Genomic DNA, 22,435 nt, shown 5'->3' with positions numbered 1-22,435 from the left:
ATCACCTTGGGCGAGCCACGCGGGCGAATACATCAAGCATGCGATCGAGCATGATGTCGATGCCGAAATTCTCTTGCGCATAATGTAGTCCGGCGGCGCCCATGCGCTCGCGCAATGCGGCATCGGACATGAGCGAGGCGAGCGATTTGGCCAGTGCCTGCGGGTCACGCGGCGGGGTCATGACGCCGGTGACGCCGTCCCGTACCGCCTCGCCGACCGCGCCAACCGGAGTGGCTACGACCGCCAGCCCACAGGCCATGGCCTGCATGATGCCCTGCGGCACACCTTCGCTGCCGTATGAGGGCAGGGTAAAGAGGTCGAGCGCGGACAGCCATTCCGGCACATTTTCCTGATTGCCGGCCAGACGCACGATGGGCCGCAAGCCGAGCGCATCGACGCTCGCTTCCAGGCGCGCGCGTTCGGGCCCGTCGCCGACAATGATGAGCCGCCAGTCGGGGAAACGATCACGCAACATCACCAGCGCCTCCAGCAGGTGCTGATGCCCTTTCCAGTCCCGCAAGGTGGCAAGTATCCCCAAGGTCGGGCAATCTTCGACCCCGAGTTTATTTCTCACTTCCCGCTTGTCGAGCGGGCGAAACCGGGTCAGGTCAATCCCGGTGCGCACCGAGGTCATGCGATCAAGCGAGTAGCCGTTTTCGCGATGCAATTGTTCGCGCAGTGCGTCGCCGGTGGTGACGATATGCGCGGTCGCATTGCGATATAGCCAGCGCGTCGAAGGATGGTTGTTGATTGGCGTTGACACGTGGCGCGTTCGCACCATCGGCGGCAAGTTTCCCAACGTCGCGGAAGCGACCGCGACCAGCCAGCTATCGGTGGAACTATGCGTGTTGATGACGTCATATTCACGGCCATGACGCGCGAGCCAGGCCCGCAACTTGAACAGCGGGCCGACGCGCTTTCTTTCAATGTCGACTGCCTCGACTGGAATGCCCATGCGTGTTGCGGCCGGCAGGATTTCCGCGTTCGGCGGTGTCAGCAACATCACCCGATGGCCACGGTCCTGCATGCCGCGCGCCTCCGTGAGGATGCGAATCTCCTGGCCACCCCAGCCGGTCGAGGATTCCGTGTGCAGAATCGATAATGATTTAGCCGGGCGATTCATGGGTGACGGATGGCGTGAAGCCGAGTGGAAACATTGCCCTCATTGTACCCAATGGCCCGTGATATCCTCGCCCGATATCCTCGCGCATTGACAGGCACCACAGCCGTCAATTAGCCGGCAAATTGAAAGTTGAATGAATACAGCGGATAACACGGCAACAGCACAATCGACGCCGCCTGCGGTGACGATATTACTGTCCACATTCAACGGTGGGGCATTCCTTCAGCAGCAACTGGATTCCCTGTACCAGCAAACTCATCCCAACATCAGAATTGTGGCGAGGGATGATGGGTCTTCCGACGAAACGCAAAGTATCCTGGAACGCGAACATGCGGCGAAGCGCATCGAATTGCTTGCGGGGAACAAGAACCTTGGCGCGGCATTGAGTTTTTTTGAATTATTGCGACATGCGGCCATGACCAATACGGACTTCGTCGCGTTTTGTGATCAGGATGATGTGTGGCTCCCCGACAAGATTTCTCAAGCGGTCTCCGTCTTGTCCGCCGTTCACAACGAGCGTGCGGCGATGTACTGCTCGCGCCTGGAAGTTGTTAACGCCAATATGGCCCCGGTCAGCTTTACGCCATTGCCGAACAGGATCGGCTTTGGCAATGCGCTGGTCGAAAACGTCTGCGTTGGCTGCACCATCGTCCTGAATCGCCAGGCAATCGACCTTGTTTGCCTGAATCAGCCAACCAAGGTCCTGGTCCACGATTGGTGGTGCTATCTGGTGTTGTCATGCTTCGGTGAAGTAATTTTTGATCCGGATGCCCACATTAAATATCGTCAGCATGCGGGCAATGCCTTTGGCGTGGCCCGGAATAGTTGGGACAGGCTCGGGAGAAATTTGCGCAGGTTTGCCGGACGCGGCGATGGCCGGCATTGGCAAAGCGAGCAGGCGTCGGTTTTCCTGTCCGCCTTTGGCGATCGCATCCCGCTTTCCCAACGACGTGTTCTGCATTCGTTTGTCGACGCGAAATCGACCTGGTCGCGCCGCGTCGCACTTGCGTTTTCGAATGTGATTTGGCGGCAGAAGGGAATCGACAGTTTCTTCTGGCGAATCCTGGTGTTGCTCAACAGGTACTAATGTGATTGTCGCGATTACCGGCGGGACGGGGTTCATTGGCAGACATCTCATCGCGAGACATTGCGCGCGCGGCGATCAGGTGCGATATCTGACGCGGAAATCGCCGTCAGAAAATGTTGCCGGTGCATCCGCGTTTGTCGGTGATCTCACATCTCCGGTTGAACAGTTGGAAGAATTTGCGCGCGGCGCGGACGTGATGTACCACTGCGCGGCGGAATTGCGCGATGAAGCGAAGATGCAACAAACGAATGTGCGCGGCACCGCCAATCTCATCGCGGCTGCGGGCGGTGAAATCGGGCGCTGGGTGCAATTGAGCAGCACCGGGGTATATGGACGAAAAACACGCGGCGATGTGTTTGAGGAAACGGCTGTCAACCCGGCAAACGCGTATGAAATTTCAAAAGCCACCGCCGACAAAGTCTTGCTCGACGCGTCACTGCAACAGGATTTTTCCTGTGTGGTGGTGAGGCCATCCAATGTTTATGCGACAGACATGCCGAATCAGTCGCTGTTTCAGCTTATCCGGGCGATCGACAGGGGGATGTTCTTTTTTGTTGGCGGACCAGGGGCCATTGCAAACTACATACACGTGGAAAACGTAGTCGACGCTTTAGTGCTATGTGCCACCGCGTCACTACCCGGGAACGGGCGAAAATACATCGTCTCGGAGCATCGGAAACTGGAAGAACTCATTCAAGTCATTTCGGCGGCATTGGCGAGGACACCTCCACGCCTTCGCCTCCCCGAATCATTGATCCGAGCAATAGCTTCGATCGCCGATGGCTTTCCCGGGTTTCCCCTCTCCTCGTCCAGGGTGGATGCGCTCACCAATTCGACCGTTTATCGCGCTGATCGAATCAGTTCTGAACTGGGATACGCGAACAGAATCTCGATGGAAGCGGGCATGAGCGAACTCGCACGCCATTGGAGAAGCCGGGGCAATGATGCTTAACACGCCCAAGCCAAAGGTTGTCAGAGTCGTTACCGCCTCGTATGTCGTGCCCTGGCACCTCGGCAATACGCTGCGGCGTTTGCCGGCTGATTTTGAGGTCCACGTGGTGGGACAAGATGTATCGTCCAACAAGGACGCGTACCCTGGCGTCCAGTGGGTCGATATTGATCTCAACCGGAAGGTCAGCCTCCTAGCGGACCTCCGGTCTCTTTGGGCGCTTTGCCGCTTTTTACGGGCGCACAAACCCGACATCGTCCATTCGATCATGCCGAAGGCGGGATTGCTCAGCGCATTGGCGGGTTTCATTTGCCGCGTACCGATTCGAATTCATACGTTTACCGGACAGACGTGGGTCAACCGGAATCCGGTGCCGCGCTTTTTCCTCTACATGCTGGATAGAACCGTCAATGCGCTGAACACCGTGTGCCTGACGGACAGCCCGTCGCAATCAAGGTTTCTTCACGAGCACCATATTTCGAATCACGGCGGACCTTTGCCCGCGCTGGGAAAGGGTTCGTTGTCCGGGGTCGAGCTTTCACACTTTGATCGCCCGGGTCTGGAGGCCGGGCACGAGCGCCTGAAGGATGAAATCGGGATCCGCCAAGGAGATTTTGTGTTCGCTTTCATCGCCCGGAAAAGCCGCGATAAGGGCGCCATTGATATGCTCACGGCCTTTTCGCGCGTGCGGAACGCGCATCCGGACGCCAAATTGTTATTCGTCGGACCGGACGAATCAGATGGTGAACTTGTGGCGCTGAGGGCAACTACTCCCGCGTTATTCACGAACGTAAGCGATATTGGCATGACGCAGAATCACCGCCTGTATTTGTCCATCAGCAATGTGCTTTGCCTGCCAAGCTACCGGGAGGGATTTGGATCCATCGTCATTGATGCGGCAGCGGCGGGTTTGCCGACGATTGGCTCGGACATTGTTGGCCTGGTGGATTCAATTGAGGATGGCGAGACGGGCATCCTGATTCCAGCGGGAAACCTGGCCAAGTTTGAACAGGCAATGCTGTCGGTACTGGAAAATCCGGCGCACTGCAAAAAGCTGGGCAATGCCGCAAGAGGTCGGGTCGAAGAATATTTCACGGCCGACAAGATGTACACGCTCCTCAAAAATCTCTACCTTTCGCTCCTCGCCGCGCGAAAACGAGAATAATGACGCGCATGTGGCGCCGTGTAATAGGAACGCCGCTACAGATGTCGATGCGTATTTGGCGAGCGACTAACCGCGATTTTTCGCCGGGCCGGTATTCAGCGGCGGGCGATGCGTCGCCAGTCCCAGCAACATGCCCGCAAAGGCGCCGAAAAACTGGACGGCGTGTCGCGTGAAAAAATCATCGGTCGAATTTCGCAAAAATACGGCAACCACCAATGCGATGCCGCAATAGCCGGCAAGGCGCGCAAGCCCGCCTGCTTGTACGCATTTGACGAATGTCCTGCCCAGTGCCGCGAACAGAAAAAGAATGACGACCGCGCCCATCACCCCCATTTGCAGCATGTAGTTCAGGAACACGTTGTGGGCATGCCGAAAAAGGTGCCTCCATCCCGGATCGAAATGGGCGGCAAAAATTCCCGGGAATTCCGGATTGCTGTAGCCGTAGCCAAAAAACGGGCGTTCGCGAATCATTTCCCACGCCACGCGCCAAAGTTGTACGCGGCTATCGTGCAGCATCAATGCCATCGAACCGGCGCCGCCCGGTGCCTCAGCCTCCGCCCGAAACTGCATTGACGCGACCATCAATAAACCGATCAAGGCGAGCAGTCCGGCAACGACGAAAAACAATCGCATTCGATCAGGTCTGGTCGTGCGGCCCCGGCTCGCAATAGCGGCACTGATCGTCACTGTTGTGGCAAAACAAATCCATATCATGCGATTGCCGGATAGCCATGCCGACCACAGCATACATACCAATCCGACGATAAGCAGGATCGTCGCGCCACGGCGCAGCGAACGAGGTGGAAACATCAATACCGCCATGAGGGGCGCGACCATCACCAGCCAGGCCGTCAGCCAACCGACATCCACGTATTCACGAGCGGGGCCGAATGCCCGCGGGTCGGTCGGATCAAAGATCAACATGCCGGTCAAGATGACAAGGCCCGCGTTCAGGACGCTGATCCAGCGCATCAAATCGTCGCGCGTTCGCGTCAAGGCGTAAAAGACAAAAAACGCCAGCACCGAAGTGAAGATGTCCCGTTTGACGACCGAAAGGCTCTCCATCGCAGACTGACCCAGCAGCGACCATGCCGATGCGGATATCAGCCAGATGGCAACAGCCACAGCGAGTATCTTTTCGCGTGGAAGCAAATACTTCAGTTGTCCGTTTCGAATATGAACAAACAGTATGGCCACGCTCGCCAGCAACAACATGGCACCCCGAACCCCTGCGCTCGCCCAGAACGGGGCCACGAAAATCGCGATGCCGGCCGCGATTTTCGCAAACAGCATTGCACGCGCGTTGGAAATTTGGAGGGAGCGCATGGACAGGTTTCGAGCGGGTCAGCCGCGATCAAGCCGAAACAACCACCGCATCCTGCCCAACCCAAAACGCAATATGCTTGTGCAACACTGGCTTGCAACCCAGCGCGGACTCAATCTGCGCGGTGACAAAACTGTCGGTCGTAAAGGTCGTGCCATATTCATCGGCGCCCAGTTGGGGAGATTCGCTGGAGCGAATGAAATGCGTTCCGCGCTGGTCGAACGTAACGCCCTCCTCCATCGCGGCTTTCTCGTTGTGCACGCTGAACACCAGCAACCCACCCGGTGCAAGCCCACGATGCAGGTGTTTCAGCCATGCGCCCCATCGTTCCACCGGCAAATGCGTGAACAGGGAGAGCACAAAGATGAGTTCATATTGCCGCGGATAAACAATCTCCTCAGGATTTGACGCGGAATAAAATGCATCCACGCCGAACTGATCGCGCAGAAATTCAATCGAACCCGGTTGAATGTCGGTACAGGTTACACGCCCAGGCAAGGCATGGGCGAGATGGCGGGTAAACCGGCCAAATCCCGCCGCGAACTCTAGTACCGACTGCGTTTTCAACAGCGGGCGGTCGAGTTGCTCCAACAACTGCATCAACTCCGACATCGTCCTCCAGCCGTCTGACAGGTACTCGCGAATCGGGTTTTTCGCCAATGCGTGATTGGCAAAAAAACGGAAGATGTCGTCGTGCGGATCGATCACGCAATTGACATGCATCCAGCGACCGTAGCGTTCCACAGCGCCCATCTTTTCAAGCGCGTTGTGTGCGGTCAGGTTTGACGGATCGAGCGCCAGTACTTGTGCGTACGTCTGCGCCGCTTCCACCGGGCGGGAGCTCACGAGCGCTTCGGCACGCGCCAGTATCTTCTCTTTACTGTCCATTTTTATCCATAGTATTGCCTGCCACATCCAGCGAATGGGGATCTCGCACCAGTTTTTCCAGAAGTTGCCCGAACACTTTTGGCGGAACCGGGTCGTTGAACAGGCGATCTCGATGTTTCAGTATTCTTTGCGAAATCTCGTCGCGGTACAAATGATCCTTCGCCAGCTTGTGTGCGATGGCCAAATATTCTTCGGTCGACGCGGCGATCAGCTCTTCCACGCCGAGCAGCTTGAGCATCGCCATCGTTTGCCGCCCCCGCATGAATTCTCCTGGCAAGGTGACAATCGGCAGGCCCATCGCCAGCGCATCAAGCGAGGTATTGCCGCCGGACCAGTGAAGCGTGTCCAGCATGACATCGCAGAGCTGGTTGATGCGCTTGTAGTCATCGTGATTCACTGCGGGCAGTATCTTGACGCGTCCCTGCGGCGCCAATCCCAGTTCGGTGAACGCCATCGATAACCGCGTGACGAACTTCTGCGTGATGTGCTGATTCTGTCCTGCAAACATCACCAATATGCCTTGCTCGTCGTTCGCCATTGCCTGCACCAGCAAGCGATCGTTCGCCGGATGCACCTTGAACAGCGACTGCGGGAACAAGTAGAGATGCCGGTCCCCGGGCAACTGGTAATCGCTGCGGGTCTTCTTTGCAGCCTCTGGTGATAACCGCGGAAGTTCATAGCGGGTACCAATACCTGGCAGCAGGAGCAGACGCTCGTTATAGTGCGCCTGGGCATCCTCGGGCTCCATGGCCGCGCATGAGAGGAAATAATCAATTGTTCGATGGCCGGGTGTAACCGGGTGGCCCCAGCCACAAACCTGCACCGGCGCAAGCCGGAGAGCCGCCAGCAGGAACACCACCCGATCCATGCCGAGTTCGGGATAGACCAGGATGTCCAACTGATCGGCCCGGATTCGCTTCATGAAAAAGTTGAAACTTTCTTCGCTCTGAATGAAATGATCTGCCGCGGCGCGCAACTGTGCAGTGAGGTCATCTTCCATCACGTGCGTGTGGTACAGAAACACCTCAAAGACACTACGATCCAGGTCAGTGATCCAGCTTGCAAAGTAGTTTCCGGCCGTGCTTCGGTAGAAAAAACGGCTACAAAAGCCCACACGAATGCGCCGATCAAGAGCAATTTCGTTCGCAAGCGCCCGTACTTCCAGTGGCAAGACGTGATCGGCGATTCTTCGAACAAAATCGGCGTATGCGCGCTGCAGGTCCCGATCATTGCGCCCCTGATAGGCAAGCAAGAAACTGTTTGGAAGTGTGTCGCCAAATCGTTCTGGCAATAGCGACTGCGATAGCGCTTCCGCCCTGTCGTAAAGACCGGCGATGCCCTGTATGATGCGATCCCGGCATGCTTCGAGGTGCAACTCGCTGGTGTATACATTTGGCAAAAGCAAGGCGGCTCGCGTGGTCGTCGAAAGATCGTCGGGACGGAGTGCAAGGGCATGCTGAAAAGCCTTGGTCGCGACAGCGAGGTCGTCACGCGCCGCCGCAATGTCGCCGAGTGTCGTAAAAATTTCATGGCGTTGCGGTGAAAATGAGAGCGCCTGCTGAAGCACTACTTCCGCCTCTTCGGGGCGTTTTAGTTTTATGAGCGTCTTGGCAAGCAATAGCGAAGATTCGACAAAGTCCGGCTTGAGGCGCAATGCCGTCCTGAGTGCGGCCTCTGCAGCGAGCGCATCTCCTGCCATGGCCAGCGCATTTCCGGAAAGGTGATGCGCGTGGGCGTAGTCCGGCTTGAGTTCGGCTGCCCGTTTCGCCGACGCAAGCGCGTTCTCGAACTGTAATGAACGCAACTGGGCAGCAGCTAGATTTGCATATGCGCGAGCGTAACCAGGCTTCAGCCGAATTGCCTCATGAAAGGCCGGCATCGCCTCATCGATCCGACCGAGATCAGTGAGAATGATGCCGAGGTTGTTGTGTCCCTCCGCAAATGTGGGAAGTATCCGTATCGCCTGACGCAGCAAATCAACAGCCGCCGGCAGATTGCCAAGATCCTGCTGGATATTCGCGGCCGTCAGATAGAGGCCTGCATTGGTGGGATTCAGTTCGATTGCCCGTTCAATCGCCCTCTGGGCTTCCTGGAATTTGCGGATACGTACATTGGCTATGGCCAGCCAACTGAATACATCCGCGTCGGTCGGCCGCGACCTCGCAAGGCTCGCCAATTGCCCGAGGCCCGCTTCGACCCGTCCGTTTTGCAGGAGCGCCACTGCTTGTTCGAGTGTGGTTGCCACGTCGGTCATGTTTTGGTTTCGAGACAAGACTGTGAGTGCCTTTCCCAGGCACCGAAGATGGCTGTTTCAAAACACCGTGTGAATTCCTGCATTGAGAATGGCATGCCCGGCAGCGACGCGTCCATCCAACTCGCTCTGATTCGCTTTGACTGTACAGCGCGTTCATCCGGGTCAACTGCCAAACGCGATGCGGTATCCACGTAATCGCGACCGCTCGCCGCGAGAGGCGATGCCATACCCAAGTGGCTCAATATTGTGAGTCCGACTCTCTCTTCCGGCATGCGACCCGGCATGGTGACAATCGGGATTCCGAGTATGAGGGACGTTCGGACGCTGAAGTAATCACCCCCGGGAATGGTGTCAAGAACGACATCGACAATCCCGGAAAGTGCAGGCACAAACGTGCTTGAGTGCGGTGTAGTGATAGATAAAATCCGCGCGGAATCAATTCCTGCAGCGATCAGAATGTTCCTGATCGGCGCAACATCATCCGAATCGAGTGGGCTCACCAGAAACGCAGCATCGGGCAATCGTTCCGCCAGGATTTTCCACAAGCCAACGCAGCGTGACGATATCATTTCAACCGGCGCAAGCACGCCAAAAATCGCTGTGTTATCGCCAATACCAAGGAAGGCGCGTGTGAACTGCGTCGCATCAGGAATGCCCGGCAGGACGGGCAGTGCACACGTCTCCACGAACAAGGGGGCGGGCAAAATGGAATCTGCTTCCATCGCAAGAGTCATCGTCCGGTCTGAAATCAGAAAATCAAAGTCACCGATACCCGCAGGTTGGCCGAATCCAGGCAAGCCAATCTGAATCGGCGCCGGTCGATATGAGCGCAGGCCGGGTTTTGCATAGAGGCCGAAACTGGACGCGTCAACCAGTATGTCCACATGGTCAGCGCGGATTTTCCAAGCGGAGCGATGTTCATCAAGCCCCGCAAGTATCACTACACCTACTCCGACTGAATCAAGCCGCAGTTGAGGCACAGAATTCAACGGACTCACAGCGTAAACCGTCATCACGAGTCGAGTACGATTTGCATGAACCGCGAGGCTTACAATCAAGTCCTCCACAAGAGGAAGGGAAAAATCAACGAGATAGCCGATCTTCAGCTTGCCGCTTGCCAACTCCGAGGGCGCTCTCAATGCTACCAGCTGCGGATGTATCACACGGGCAGCGGCGTTGTAACGACTATGGAGGCGCTGAAGCAGGCGCGGGGATACGTCGTGGTACGGCAGGATTGACAATAGTTCGCCGACAAGCTCGCAGACCAATGCATCGTCATCCAGCGCGGCGGCCTGCTCAGCGAGCGGAAGCAGGATTTCGGCCTCACGCGCGAGCTCGCCTTGTCGGCGGGCAATTCGGCTTTCTATCAGGCGTGAAAACTCTATGTCAGGATAGGCGCTGACAAATCGCCGTGCTTCGGCTAACCAGTCGCTGGGCTGCTGCCGTGATTTCATGCAATGCAGTAGACGAAAATGTGTTGCCGGTGTCGGGACAATTTTGAGCGCCCGGCGGAACACTTTTTCCGCATCTGCATGATTGCCTAGCTCCGCGAGCAACACCCCTGCGTGGTATGCGGCCTCGGCATGATCCGGGGCAAGAATCAGGGTTCGATTGAGCGTCTCCAGCGCAGCGTCAATTTCGCCGGTATGCGAGAGAACCATTCCATGCCAGAACAGGGCCTGCACATCGGCAGGCGCATATTCAACAACCAATTCACTGTATTGGCGGGCGACTTCCCAACGACGCAAATGGCCATGCGCCCGCACCCGCAATTTGAGGGCCTGGACGTTTGTTCCGGGCAGCATCGACGCGTCGTCGAGGACCCTCAAGGCATCCGCGGCGGCTCCCTGATCGACCAGAAAGGTGGCAAGCTGCAGGCGGGCATCAATGTCGTCCGGAAACTTTTCGAGAAGTGTCGCCAGACAATCCGCGGCCAGCGGTAGATCCTGCAGGGACTGTGCGAGCTCACACTGCGCGCGCAGTAGTGGCGGATAGTCCGGCTGTTCGTTGCGCAACTCGGCAAAGGTCGCCGCAATTGCAAACCTTTCCTTGTCATCCCCCGCCTTGGAGAGGCGCCGCATCGCGTCGTGCAAGGTGTGGAAAAACTGCCGGGCGGTAAGCTGCATGGATGCAGCAACGGGCTTGCGTGTGGCGATTTCTACAATTGCCTTTTCGAGCGCATGCGTATGGGCATCAGCAGCGGCAATCATGATTGCGGCATCAATTTTTTTCCGTGTTTCGGTCATAAAATTGACGTCGCGCACCAACCTGACTGCGGTCACGAAGTACATTTCCTCTGACGCAGTCACCATTTCGGTGACCCCAAATGCGTGAGGATACTCGCGCTGATTCGTTCGCTTTGTCGCTGGCCTGCCAAAGTCACAACGGGAACACCCATGTCCAGTGCGGCAAGCGTAGTGTCACCGCCCGTATAGGGAAAAGTGTCCATTACCGCGTCAACCAGGCGATATCTTGCCCGTAATGAGGCTTCACCTTTTCCCGCTTTGAGAACAGCAATCTGCGCAGCATCAATTCCTGCAGCGGCAGTGATTCGTTTTATTGCCGCCTCGTCAGCGGGATCAAGTGGCGAAAACAGCAGTATCTATTCCGGCACAGCATCCAGCACGCGGCGCCAGAGACCCAGACAACGTGAAGACAACTTCAATATATTGAGAAATGCGCCAAAAACGAATTTCCCTGCCAAATTGAGGTCGGTTGCCAATTCTGGATCGATCTCGACCGGCAAGCCTCGAAGCAAAGGAAAAACGCAGGTTTCAAGGGCGTAGGGAGGTTCAATTTGATAGGCGGCCGCGTCCTCAAGGTCGGCAACATGATCGGTAAGTTTGTAATCGACCGCGCTTAGACCCAAGCAGCCATGATAGCCAAGATGAGTAACAATTGATCTCGCCGGTCGATGAGCATAGATGCCGGGCCGCGCAGAATTGGTGTGGCCGGAAAGATCGACAAGGACATCGATATCCGCTTCAGCGATACTCTTGGCCGCAGCGAAGTCGTCCAGTTCGCTGATATCAGCAAATCCATCCGCATGTTGCTGAAATGCAGCGGTAATCGCGTCGTGCTGCGTGCGCGCGCACGTTGATATCAGCAGAATGCTGAAGCGGCTGCGGTCGTGGCTTGCAATGACATTGAGCATCAAGCGTCCCATTACGTGCTGGCGAAAATCGCCGGATACGTAGCCGATGCGCAGGCGAGCGTCAGCTGCCCGCCGGGTTAGCAATGCAACGGGAGATGGGTTCAGCGCGGAGACGGCAGAGTCGTAGCGACGGTAGCAGGCGAAAATCTCTTCACGACTAACGTCGAAGTACTGGATCAAGCCAAGGATCGGTGCGAATTGCCCCGGTGTAAATTCGGCAAATGGCCAGGCAAGCGCCAATGCGAGGTAGCGGCTTTCGCGTTCACGATCTCCCATTGGGCGGGACAGGGCAAGTCCGGCGACCACCAATTCAGGCGAGGGCTGGACCGCGCGCTCCCACTCGAGAAATGCCTGAATGGCGTCCTCCTGTCGTCCAAGCCCCAGCAAAGTGCGATAAAGGGAATCCCACGCATTTCCGTGTGAGGGGTTGTCGGCGACCGCTTGTCGGAGAACGTCAATCGACGCGTCAAATTGACCACGCACCTGCAACATGATCGCAAGGTTGTAACCTGCCTCGGACAATTTCGGGTTCAGCGATAGCGCTTGCCGGAATGCCTCGATTGCCGCATCGTCATTTTTCAGCGCCTTCAATACATTGCCTAGGTTGTTGTAGCCTTCAGCCAGCTGCGGATTCAGTCGAACCGCGCGCGCGTACATCTCTGCCGCCTCTGGCAATCGCTGCAGATGCTGATATACCAGTGCAAGGTTGTAGCAAGCCGCCCACGAATGCGGTGCGCGTGATAACAGCGTGGCATACACTTGCGCAGCTTCGGCAAAGCGTCCGGCGACTTGGTGTGCGAGCGCGGTTGCTCCGATAGCCTTCAGTTCGGCGGTTGGCGTGCTCATGGGTCTGACTGGCTCTCGTGACCCGGTAACCAGTGATAGTCAAGGCGCACTAGCCCATGGTCACGGGTTTGACCACGAATCGTCACTGCCAACTCACGGGTGTCAAAAAGACGCAGGCCGTGCGCGTCGAGCGTGTGCGCACGCAGGTGATAAATTCCAGGAAGCAGGGTGTTCGATTTGAGCATGAAGCAGAACCCAAACCGATTTGTGGTCAGACGATTGGCGATGAATCCCCGGTCATTTGAAAACGTTCCAAATACAGGCGTGCCATCCATGCGTGTAACTCCCGCCATTAGCACGGTGGATTGATCATCGGGACTATTGAATATCCCGCAAAGGGAAATGTTTTCGCCCATATCAAATAAATCTCGCTTGCCACCCGCTTCGTCCTCTATCCATATTGAATCCAGAAGGGGGTATGGTGCTCCTGCTGGTGGCGGCGCACTCGGCGCAGTCTCTCGCCTGTTCCTCGCCTCGTGGTGCGCCAAGTAAGCCTGGGTGATCTCGAAGCTTTCACCTTGCATCCGCATCCTCCCTGAATGGATCCAGACGGTCTTCTGGCACAGCGATTGGATGTGGTACATGCTGTGTGAGCATAACAACAAGGTACCTCCGCGCGCGCGAAAGTTTTCCATCCAGCGAAGGCATTTTTTCTGAAAAGACTCGTCGCCAACCGCGAGCACTTCGTCGGTAACCAGGAGATCCGGCGACAGTGCTGTAGCCACGGCAAAGCCCAATCGCACCACCATGCCTGACGAATAGGTTTTGACTGGCTGGTCAATATGTTCTCCGATATCCGCAAACGCCAGGATATCCTCTATCCGATCATGCGTTTCGGCGCGGCTCCATCCCATCAATGCGGAAGCAAGAAAAATGTTGTCGCGTCCACTATATTCAGGATGAAATCCGGTGCCCAACTCGAGCAGCGCGCTCACGCGTCCCTGCACAACCAATGTGCCCCGCGTTGGCTTCACCACGCCGGCGATGATTTTGAGCAACGTCGATTTACCGGCGCCATTTTCTCCGATTATTCCCCACGATTCGCCGCGCGGGATCGTCAGCGTGACATCCTCGAGCGCGCGATAAAACTCATGAATTGCCCGACCGCTTAGCAGCTCAAAGATCGTCTGCAGCCGACCGGACCCCGTACGAATGATGGGATAGTCCTTACCAATGCCGTCTATACGGACAAGAATGTCTGAAGCGGTGTGAGGCACAGGGGCATCGCGGGAAGAATCCGGGGAACCCGACATGGGTTTCGCAGGCGGGGATGGAGCTCGCCATTATAAACGAGTGCAGAACATCGTCAGTTGCGATGCGACCCGCGTTTCTCGGCAACGCTCTACTGGGCTAACTTTTCGAGACCGGCTATAGAAAGTCTTCGAAATAGGGCGAAAGGCGCATGAAGAACGCAATGCCGAGCATCGCGGTCATCATGCTGGCAAACAACATCCACAAATCACCTAATTGTGGCCCCCCGCCAAGTATCAATCCGTCGCGTAGCCGCTGCATGACGGTTGCCAACGGATTCCAGCTGAGCCAGTGGCGATACGCCGGTGGAATCAACGTGATGGGATATAAAACCGGCGTCAGGTAATGCAGCATCATGATCGCTGGCGCAACAGCCTGCTCAATATCCCTCAGCAATGTCTGCAACGCCGCCAGAATCGAACCCACCGCTAGCGCGAAAAAGTACAGCGTCGCGATAGCTATGAATACAACCGGAATGCCGACGAGATGGATCTGCGCTCCAGCAAGTGCAAGTACCGCCAAGACCACCACATAGCCCGCCAAATGCACCAGAAAAATGCTATTTATGGCTGCGAGTACGAGTAAAAGGTGGGGAAAGGCGACCTTCTTGACGAGTGAAGAATTGGCCTGAATGCTTTGCATCGCCCTCAAGACCGCATCCGAGAACATCATCCACGGCCACAGCGCGGTGGCGACAAACAGCGTGTAGCTTTCTGTACCCAGATCGCCCAGCCGTTGCTGGAACAGCTGGCCGAAGACAAACGAATAAATCGCCAGCAGCATCAATGGCCCGAGCAGCGCCCAGAGAAATCCCAGCGCGCTACCGGCAAAGCGGGTTGATATCTCGCGTTCGGTAAACCTTGCTAGTAGCAGGGGATAACCTTGCGCATGCATATTTTATTTGCCCTAAGTTTTTGGGGCAGCTGTGGCAGCCGGAACAAGCGGCGGGATCGGGGGTAATTTTGGCCGCAGGGCCTCCAACGCCTCGACGTCCACGTGCAGTTTTGGATCGTTCCTGACTTTCCGAAGGTGGTTTTCCCATACCGAGAGGAGATATTGCGTTTCGGCTTCGTTGAGAAGCTCTTCCTTCACTGCCTCAAACGGGAACTTCTTGGGGGCACGATAATCCCGAAGTTTAGCGACATGAAATCCGAATTCTGATTCAAATACCGGTGAAACTTCGCCAACCTTGAGTTTCTTGACCGCGGCGCCAAAACGAACATCGTAGTTCTTCAGCTCTGCATATCCCAGATTACCTTCGTTCTTTCTCGCGGATTCATCGTCGTACAATGCGGACGCGAGCTGCTCCGGTGACTCGCCGGCCATCAATCTGGCGCGAATTTCTCCCGCTCGCGCCTTCGCTTGTTCCTGGGTGCGGCCTTTTACACCAACTAGCACATGCCATACATCGTGGAGAGCCGGGGTCGTGAATCGCTCCGGGTTTGCCAGGTAGTTTTCCCGGGCGCGTGCCGCGTAATCAATTTTCGGCGCGCTGCTTTGTATTTGCTGTCCACGATACTTTGCCAGTATCTTGTCTGTCTGATTACGAATCTCTGCCTGCACACGGGGATCATTTTCCAGCTTGCTTTCGCGTGCCTCGATGGCAAGCGTCTTGTTGATGAGGATGTTGTCCACCAACTGCGCGAGCGCTGTCGATCCTGCAAAAACTCAAAGTGGTCGCGCTGGGGGATGCGGGCGAGTTCCGCCTCAAAATCCGCGTAAGTGACAGACGTATGCTGGTTGGACGCGAGCACCTTTTCCGGCGGCAGGAGCGGGGTAATTTGCGCATGAAGCCCCGTGAGCGGCGCGACAACGGCGATGAGGACAAACAGGGATTGTTGGAGTTTTGTGGCCATGATCGATTGACGTAAGTAAAACGCAGGCGGAATACCATTCCGCCTGCGTTTGGTGGGGGGAGAAAAACCTAGTACGCGTTGGTAATCGAGATTCGCAAAATCGCCCCGCAACTGGAAGCGTTTTGTGTCGTGCAAGCATCGAGCGTCGGCGTACCAAGTGGCGCGGGGCGCGCATCCTGGAATCGGAGATTCAGGTAGTACTGCCTGCCAGGAACGAGTTTGCATGCAGTGGTCGGCGCATTGGTGATCTGGAATCCGAATCCATTCTCTGCTCCCGCGGTGGTATAGCAGGCTGTTGCCGTCGCAACCTTGGCCACATCAAAGTCGCATAGCGTCTCCGAAATAGTCACAAAAGTGGGCGAAGGCGTTCCGGACGTCCCGGTCTGGATCTGGATATTTCCGTTGTATCCGGTGAATGTGCCAATGCTCGGGGCAACGAAGCCATAGGCCAACGCTTGATTCGGGGCGAATTCGATATTATCGATCGCATTCTGGCCGCCGTAGTCGAGGAAGTTGATGTTGTGATACCAGAGCGTGGTTATGGCCGGCAGGGTGTTCCCGCAACGGGCCGGTGCGACTGACCACGCGCGGATTTCACCGTTAGGATAGTTGCCTCCCCCAGACGGAGCTGGATGTGTGGCGCCAGCCTTCTTGGCTTCCTTTGACGGGAGCGGAGGAGCAGGCGTAATCGCAACGCCATTGATGTCGACCGTTGGCACGCCTGTTCCAACCGGTGGCGCCGCGATGACAACCGAGTAGGTTGTCGAGATCGCGTTGGGCAATGTACCGTTGGCTGCCTGTACCGCGAACATATAGGTGCCCGGCGTAGTCGGTGTTCCGCTGAGCAGCCCGGATCCCGCCAGTGTCAAGCCTGCAGGCAAGGTACCCGAGGAGACCGTCCACGTGATCGGGGCGGTTCCGGCAGATACGCCAAAGGAGAAGCTGTATGGTGTTCCTTGCGTTCCTGCCGGCGGTGTGGCGGTACTTATGACTGGCGCAACGGGCGTGCTAACCGTGATGGTGACTGCTTGAGTCGCATCGGGCAGCGTGCCATTTGCCGCCGTAACCGTAAAGTTATATACACCGCCGGTGGTTGGCGTTCCACTGAGCAGACCGGTAGACGTCAGCGTGACTCCTGGAGGTAATCCCGCCGTTGCGGCATAGGTAACCGGCTGAGCACCAGTTGAGCTGTATTGGAAGGTATACGGCACCCCTACGGTTGCTACGGCTGCTGGCGCGGGCAGTTGAATAGCCGGTGGGCCGCTTGCCGGACTAATGGTTACCGAGCTCGCTAGTGCGGTGCTGGGGCCGCCCGAATTGGACGCTGTAACGGAAAAGGGAAATGTTCCCGTGGCGGTCGGAGTACCAGCGAGTGCGCCCGTCGACGAAAGCGTCAGGCCAGCCGGCAGCGACCCACTGGAAAGGGCCCACGTAATCGGAGTTGCACCGCTCGCAGTAAAAGTGTGGGTGGCATAGATAACATTTACGGTGCCAATGGGCGGCGTACTGGCATTGATCACCGGTGGAGACACGGTGACGCCGCAATTGCTGGTACTAATTGCAATTGAGCCCGCGCCATAAGTCACCGTCGCGCCAGGGCAGCTTGCACCGTTCACGGTGACCGTTTGCGCTTGTACAGTGCCAATTGAACAGGCAACGACCAGCCCTGATATCAGTAGCGATCGTAGTTTGGAGAAATTCATGATATTCCTTTTGAAGATGGCAGATACGTTCACGTATTAGTCCTGGCAGAGTGCAATAAGTTCTTTATTATGGTTAGAGGCACGCGCGGATAGTAGCAGGGGATCACCCCGGAATATGTTAATTTTTGCATACGACCTTCAAGTGTTAAACGACAAAAAGGGGTGCCAAGCACCCCTTTTTGACTATTGCAGTGTTGCAATGTGAATCGATTACGGCGTGATGCTGCGCGTAAACTTGTGATCCACCGTGCCGCCGTAACGCGACACAACGCCGGTGTTCTGGTAGTTATGCAGCATCACGCCAACCACTGGCAGACCGTTGTACACCGCGGCAGCAACTGGAGCAGCTGCGCCACCAAGTGGTGTACGGGTGGTTGTTCCGCCGGTGGTGGCCAGAACTTGTACCAACGCGTTGAAGTTCATGAACATATAGCCGTTCGGGCCTTGCGTAGCACGCGACGTCGGCGTGGTGCGCGAACCTGGAACCGTTGTCGCGCCATTGACAAACTGCTGCAATGACGTGATCAGAGGATTCGTGTTCTGCGACGCAACCAAGCTCGATGCGGCGAACGGTACGACGTTAGCTTCCCAGCACAGCTGTGCGCCGGCAACCGTCACGCCAGGGGGCAGCGGCGACGGATTCGGGATTGGCGTCAGGGAACCTGGAACACCTTCTTCACGATTCAGCACGGAGAAACCATACGGGTCGCAAGAACCAGTCGTCGAGTTCGGGAAGTTGAAGCTGAACGGCGCGGTAGCGGCACCCGTACCAGCGTTAACATACGAACGCTTGGTTGGGAACGTAACGATCCAGTCGGTTTGCGATGCAGTCGCCGCGTCAAGGATATACTCGTTGATCACGGTATTGCGCATCATGGTAGCGGACATCGCATCGCGTGCGCCATTGGCGGTAAGCGGCCAGACGGTGGTCACGATTCCTGCGGACGTAAATACGTTGCTGGTTGGGCCGGCTGCAGGGGTCGAGTCAACGCTTGCGATCGAAGGCAACAGATTGCCGGATTCCGTGTACTTCTGCACGGTGGACCATGCGTCAAATGCCGTCGGGCTGTACGTATAGTTCGAGCCGGTTGCCGAGCTGATGATACTTGCGCGACCGGTCAAACCACCGCGCGGGGGCTGGGTCAGGAAGAACGGACCGGTAACCGGGGTTGAAGCAGGCGTCGTGCCGGTGTTCGGGAAACGAGTCGTTGCCGGGTTGCCGGCGAAGTCGTCGAAGGAATCCAACGCACCGCAGTTTGCCGGAACGCCAGCGCTGTTGTGCTTGATATAACCAGTCACGGTCGCGGCAGTACCTGCACCGATCACGTCACCGTCAATTGTGTTGTCATCGATGACGCCCATTTCGATAACTTCAAAATAACCTTCGCGAGTACGGTCCAGCGATGCGAAGACTGCGGCATCCTGGAAAGTACCCGTGTATTGGTAGTTCTTGAACTCATTCAGCGCATTGCCTGCACCGTCAGTGCGGGTTTCCGCGAACAAATCGCTCGGGGTTACGCAGGAATTGTCATTGGTGACAACGCGGGCACCGTTGGTGGTACCAACGATAGCGCCGGTCCAAACGTCAGCGGGCGACAGGTACAAGTTAAAGTCAAGTACTTCGCGGCTGTTCTTGCCTTCCAGGAAGCGGACTTTGACCATTTTGGTGTTGTTCTGGCTGTTGATAATGGTGATCAACGTCGCCTGACCAGCACGGGCCGTGTAATACGGGTAAATCAGAACCTGGCCGGTTCCGTCCGGATTGATGTGCACTGCTTCAGCGGTACCGGCAGCGCCAATCGCCGCCAAACCCGCGAGTACCGCTACGTGCATGGACTTCATTTTAAACGTATTCATTTTTTAGGTTACTCCATTTAGAGAATAAAGTGATCACTTTAGAAGCTACAACGTTACAAGTTTATACCAGCTACCACCATTTTTCAAACAATTTTCCTGGTGTCTTTTTATTGCTATTTTAGTATTACATTTTGCACTTTTGGTGCATTTAACAACTTCAAACCAACGCTAGCCACGATAGACAAACCACCAGTTGCCACCGTCCAAGATCCATTTTTCATCAACCGTCTGCGAATCCCGCAAATTGGGCAGGACGTAATAGTCCAATTTTACCGATACATCGCATACTTCAGGTTCACAGACTGCCTTGACTACCTTAACATCCAACCAACTCGCACCAGCGATACGACCGCGGAATACTTCAACCGGCAGCGTCTTTCGAGTTGTCGGCGTGATATAGGAATACGCTTTATCGTATTGCCCGGCCTTGAGTGCATCCCAGCGCTCCTGCGCGCGGGCCAAAACTGTTTCTTCTGGCGTCTTGGCTGCTCTTGGGACCTGCGCCAAATCGCCGCCAAGGCTTGTTGCACATCCAGCAGCTATTGCAGCCAAAAAACATGCAAAAAACACTCGACCGATTATCAAAAAACGCACAACGAATCCAATTCTTCAATCAAAAAGTTAAAGTAAAGTCTTAGGAACAGAGTTTACACGCAAAGCGTAGTGAAAACCGTTGACATCGTCAAGCCCCTTTGGGAGAAATTTATCCCGAAGCCGTTTTATGATACCGGAAGTATCATTTTATGCTTTTCGGCAAGTATCCCTCTAGTGATGGGAGCTTCTTGCGAATTTCGTCGGTCACCGCGCGTGCGTCCTCAGGACTCGTGACGACCGTTGGTGTAATCAACAAAACAAGCTCGGTGCGTCTCTTGATGAGGCTTTGCGATCCAAAGAGCCCACCAATCAGCGGAATCTTCGACAAAAGCGGCAACCCGGTTGATCCGGTGGTATTCAACTCCGATATGAGTCCCGCCAATACCATCGTTTCTCCTGAGCTTACGGTAACCACCGTCTGGGCCTTGCGAGTGGAAATGGTCGGATTAGTGCCTTCACCCGGCGCGCTCACTTCCTGATTGACATCCAGCGTCACGCGGCCGCCCGCATTGATCCGCGGCGTTACACTAAGAATCACGCCCGTGCTCAAGTATTGGCGCGTGGTCACAACGGTGCCGCCGGTGCTGGTGCCGGTGGATGCGCCTGTGTCGACCGAAATCTGGTCACCGACATTGATCGTCGCTTTTTCATTATCAAGCACCATTACCCGCGGGGTAGAGATTACCCTCGATCGACCGTCGGTACCCAGCGCATGCAGGACGGCGCGGATGTCGCCGCCAGGCCCAATGTTGATAAGCTGTAATCCGGAAGTCCCTTTGACCACCGTGCGCGGATCAAACGCCTTTCCCGCAGCGTCAAGCAGGCCAGGAAGGGTTGGAAGTGCGGTCGCACCATCACGCATGGAACCGAGCGTATTGTTGCGAGCGTTGACGAACCATTCGATGCCAAACTTTAATTCGTCGTTCAACGTGACTTCCGCAACCAGTACTTCCACCGACACCTGACGCCTCGCAACGTCGAGTTGCCGCAATGCGCTCTGGATGGTTTCATAATCCGATGGCGAGGCAAGAATCAACAACGCGTTATTGTCGTTGTCGGCAATGATTTTCACATCTTTGGAAACCGACACGCCGCTGCCGGAAAACGCAACCAATGATTGGGCCGTCGCCTGTGGAGGTGCGGCAGGCTGTCCTGGTAAGACTGTTGGTGCGGTACCTATCTGTGCGGGACGCTGACCTGGCGCGAGTGTTGGTCCGCCGCTCGAGGATTGCTTGCTGCCATAGACTTCGCTCAGTAATTGCGCCAGCTTTTCGGCTTTTCCATGTTGTACCGCGTACACGTTTAGACGCATTCCCCCGGTTGCGCCGCCCGCACGGTCAAGTCGCTCGATCCATTTCTTGGCTTCCTCAAGGTATTTCGCCTGCGTGGTAACCACCAGCAAACCGTTCATACGCTCAATGGGAATGATGCGCACAATACCCGCAAGCGGGCTCTGCGCGGCGGTACCAAATATTCGATCAAGATCCGCGCTGAGCGCCTTCACGTCGGTCGACATCTGGAACAGCCCAACCGAGTAGCCCGCCAGGAAATCCACATCGAACAGATCGATAATGTCAAACAAATGCCGTAGTTCTCTCTGGGTACCGGAGATAATGATGAGGTTGCGCACCGCGTCGATTTGAACCGAGGCAGCCGGATCGGTAACGTACGGCCCCAGAATGCGTTGCATGTCCACTGCGCCGACAAACTTGAGTTGCACAATCTGCACCGAGAACCCGGCAGGCAGGGGTGTCGTGGTGCCGCCTGCTTGCGGCGTGATCGAGCCTCGCGTTCCTTGCGCGGCAGGCATGATTTTGTAAAGCCCTTCTTCGCGAAGCATGATCTGCCCGTTCTGACGCAGCATCATTTCCAGAATTGGAATCAGGTCCTTGCGAGAAACGGGCTTGGACAGTCGAATGGTGCCTGTCCCCGTCGTTGCCGGATGAATCGTGAACGACTCACGCAAGTAATCTCCCATGATCGATTGAACGATGGCGCGAATGTCCGTTGCCTCAAAATTAAGGCTGAATTCTTCCGGCCCCGACGGCAATGCGGGCTGAGGTGGCGTCGGTTTCACAAAATTGCCGGTACCGGATAGCACCAAAGCATCTTTGGCATGAACTTGTGTGACGGTTGCTCCAGGTGGCAGAGGACCAGGCATCGCATTAACTCTAGCTGCGTCACCCTTTGCGGGAGCGGGCAGCGGTGGCGGATATTGTTCGTGCTGCAAGGTAGAGCACGCGCTCAACACCACGACGACGAATATCGTCAATGCGGCTGATATTGATTTGGTTTGACTGGGCATCATCGTTTTCAATTCAAGAAAGTTGCAGAAAGCATACGGGAGCGTCCAATTCGGAGTGTTCAGAAAGTCTCCCCGAATC

The 22,435-nt window shown here is 56.1% G+C and carries 17 protein-coding genes; 3 read left to right on the top strand and 14 right to left on the bottom strand.

The annotated features are described in order from the left end of the window. Nucleotide 1 precedes the first annotated feature (1 nt). Nucleotides 2–1,123 carry a glycosyltransferase family 4 protein gene (locus IPP88_05585; GenBank protein ID MBL0122211.1) on the bottom strand — a complete coding sequence of 374 codons (1,122 nt, stop codon included), beginning with the start codon at nucleotides 1,121–1,123 and terminating at the stop codon, nucleotides 2–4. 133 nt (nucleotides 1,124–1,256) lie between these two features. On the opposite strand from IPP88_05585, the gene IPP88_05580 reads away from it, so the two are divergent. The 3 genes from IPP88_05580 to IPP88_05570 are packed head-to-tail and all read left to right on the top strand — an operon-like array spanning nucleotide 1,257 to nucleotide 4,324. Continuing rightward, nucleotides 1,257–2,210, top strand: a complete 954-nt coding sequence (locus tag IPP88_05580) for a glycosyltransferase family 2 protein (protein MBL0122210.1) — start codon at nucleotides 1,257–1,259, stop codon at nucleotides 2,208–2,210. Between the two features lies 1 nt (nucleotide 2,211). Further along, the gene (locus tag IPP88_05575) at nucleotides 2,212–3,162 is read left to right on the top strand and encodes an NAD(P)-dependent oxidoreductase (protein ID MBL0122209.1); all 951 of its coding nucleotides are present in this window, start codon (nucleotides 2,212–2,214) and stop codon (nucleotides 3,160–3,162) included. Then, on the top strand, nucleotides 3,152–4,324 hold the full coding sequence (locus IPP88_05570; GenBank protein MBL0122208.1) for a glycosyltransferase: 1,173 nt from the start codon (nucleotides 3,152–3,154) through the stop codon (nucleotides 4,322–4,324). Before IPP88_05575 ends, IPP88_05570 begins: the two co-directional genes overlap by 11 nt. 66 nt (nucleotides 4,325–4,390) lie before the next feature. Here IPP88_05570 and IPP88_05565 read toward each other — a convergent pair whose 3' ends face one another. The 13 genes from IPP88_05565 to gspD form a co-directional block, all read right to left on the bottom strand. After that, nucleotides 4,391–5,650: an O-antigen ligase family protein gene (locus IPP88_05565; GenBank protein ID MBL0122207.1), complete on the bottom strand. Its 1,260-nt coding sequence runs from the start codon at nucleotides 5,648–5,650 to the stop codon at nucleotides 4,391–4,393. 28 nt (nucleotides 5,651–5,678) lie between these two features. Then, nucleotides 5,679–6,371: a class I SAM-dependent methyltransferase gene (locus tag IPP88_05560; protein ID MBL0122206.1), complete on the bottom strand. Its 693-nt coding sequence runs from the start codon at nucleotides 6,369–6,371 to the stop codon at nucleotides 5,679–5,681. Nucleotides 6,372–6,525: 154 nt separating this feature from the next. Next, a complete protein-coding gene (locus IPP88_05555) occupies nucleotides 6,526–8,790 on the bottom strand; it encodes a tetratricopeptide repeat protein (GenBank protein MBL0122205.1) in 2,265 nt (754 codons plus the stop codon). After that, entirely contained in the window at nucleotides 8,787–11,102 is a 2,316-nt protein-coding gene (locus IPP88_05550) for a tetratricopeptide repeat protein (GenBank protein ID MBL0122204.1), read from the bottom strand. Before IPP88_05550 ends, IPP88_05555 begins: the two co-directional genes overlap by 4 nt. Next, entirely contained in the window at nucleotides 11,096–11,392 is a 297-nt protein-coding gene (locus IPP88_05545) for a hypothetical protein (protein ID MBL0122203.1), read from the bottom strand. The genes IPP88_05550 and IPP88_05545 overlap by 7 nt, the downstream gene beginning before the upstream one ends. Beyond that, nucleotides 11,393–12,790, bottom strand: a complete 1,398-nt coding sequence (locus IPP88_05540; GenBank protein MBL0122202.1) for a tetratricopeptide repeat protein — start codon at nucleotides 12,788–12,790, stop codon at nucleotides 11,393–11,395. Next, entirely contained in the window at nucleotides 12,787–14,043 is a 1,257-nt protein-coding gene (locus IPP88_05535; GenBank protein ID MBL0122201.1) for an ABC transporter ATP-binding protein, read from the bottom strand. The genes IPP88_05540 and IPP88_05535 overlap by 4 nt, the downstream gene beginning before the upstream one ends. A 115-nt stretch (nucleotides 14,044–14,158) precedes the next feature. Beyond that, nucleotides 14,159–14,935 carry an ABC transporter permease gene (locus IPP88_05530; protein ID MBL0122200.1) on the bottom strand — a complete coding sequence of 259 codons (777 nt, stop codon included), beginning with the start codon at nucleotides 14,933–14,935 and terminating at the stop codon, nucleotides 14,159–14,161. Between the two features lie 12 nt (nucleotides 14,936–14,947). Next, nucleotides 14,948–15,676: a peptidylprolyl isomerase gene (locus IPP88_05525; GenBank protein MBL0122199.1), complete on the bottom strand. Its 729-nt coding sequence runs from the start codon at nucleotides 15,674–15,676 to the stop codon at nucleotides 14,948–14,950. A gap of 289 nt (nucleotides 15,677–15,965) precedes the next feature. Continuing rightward, a complete protein-coding gene (locus tag IPP88_05520; protein MBL0122198.1) occupies nucleotides 15,966–17,600 on the bottom strand; it encodes a putative Ig domain-containing protein in 1,635 nt (544 codons plus the stop codon). A gap of 210 nt (nucleotides 17,601–17,810) precedes the next feature. Continuing rightward, nucleotides 17,811–19,457 carry a hypothetical protein gene (locus tag IPP88_05515; GenBank protein MBL0122197.1) on the bottom strand — a complete coding sequence of 549 codons (1,647 nt, stop codon included), beginning with the start codon at nucleotides 19,455–19,457 and terminating at the stop codon, nucleotides 17,811–17,813. Between the two features lie 168 nt (nucleotides 19,458–19,625). Beyond that, nucleotides 19,626–20,051, bottom strand: a complete 426-nt coding sequence (locus IPP88_05510; protein MBL0122196.1) for a hypothetical protein — start codon at nucleotides 20,049–20,051, stop codon at nucleotides 19,626–19,628. 142 nt (nucleotides 20,052–20,193) lie between these two features. Beyond that, nucleotides 20,194–22,359 (bottom strand): type II secretion system secretin GspD, encoded by a 2,166-nt coding sequence (gene gspD, locus IPP88_05505; GenBank protein MBL0122195.1) that lies wholly within the window; start codon nucleotides 22,357–22,359, stop codon nucleotides 20,194–20,196. Between the last annotated feature and the right edge of the window lie 76 nt (nucleotides 22,360–22,435).

This window comes from Betaproteobacteria bacterium, assembly GCA_016720925.1.
Lineage (GTDB): Bacteria > Pseudomonadota > Gammaproteobacteria > Burkholderiales > Usitatibacteraceae > UKL13-2.
The sequence above is the reverse complement of the archived record's forward strand: the minus strand, read 5'-3'. Positions and strand labels throughout refer to the sequence as shown.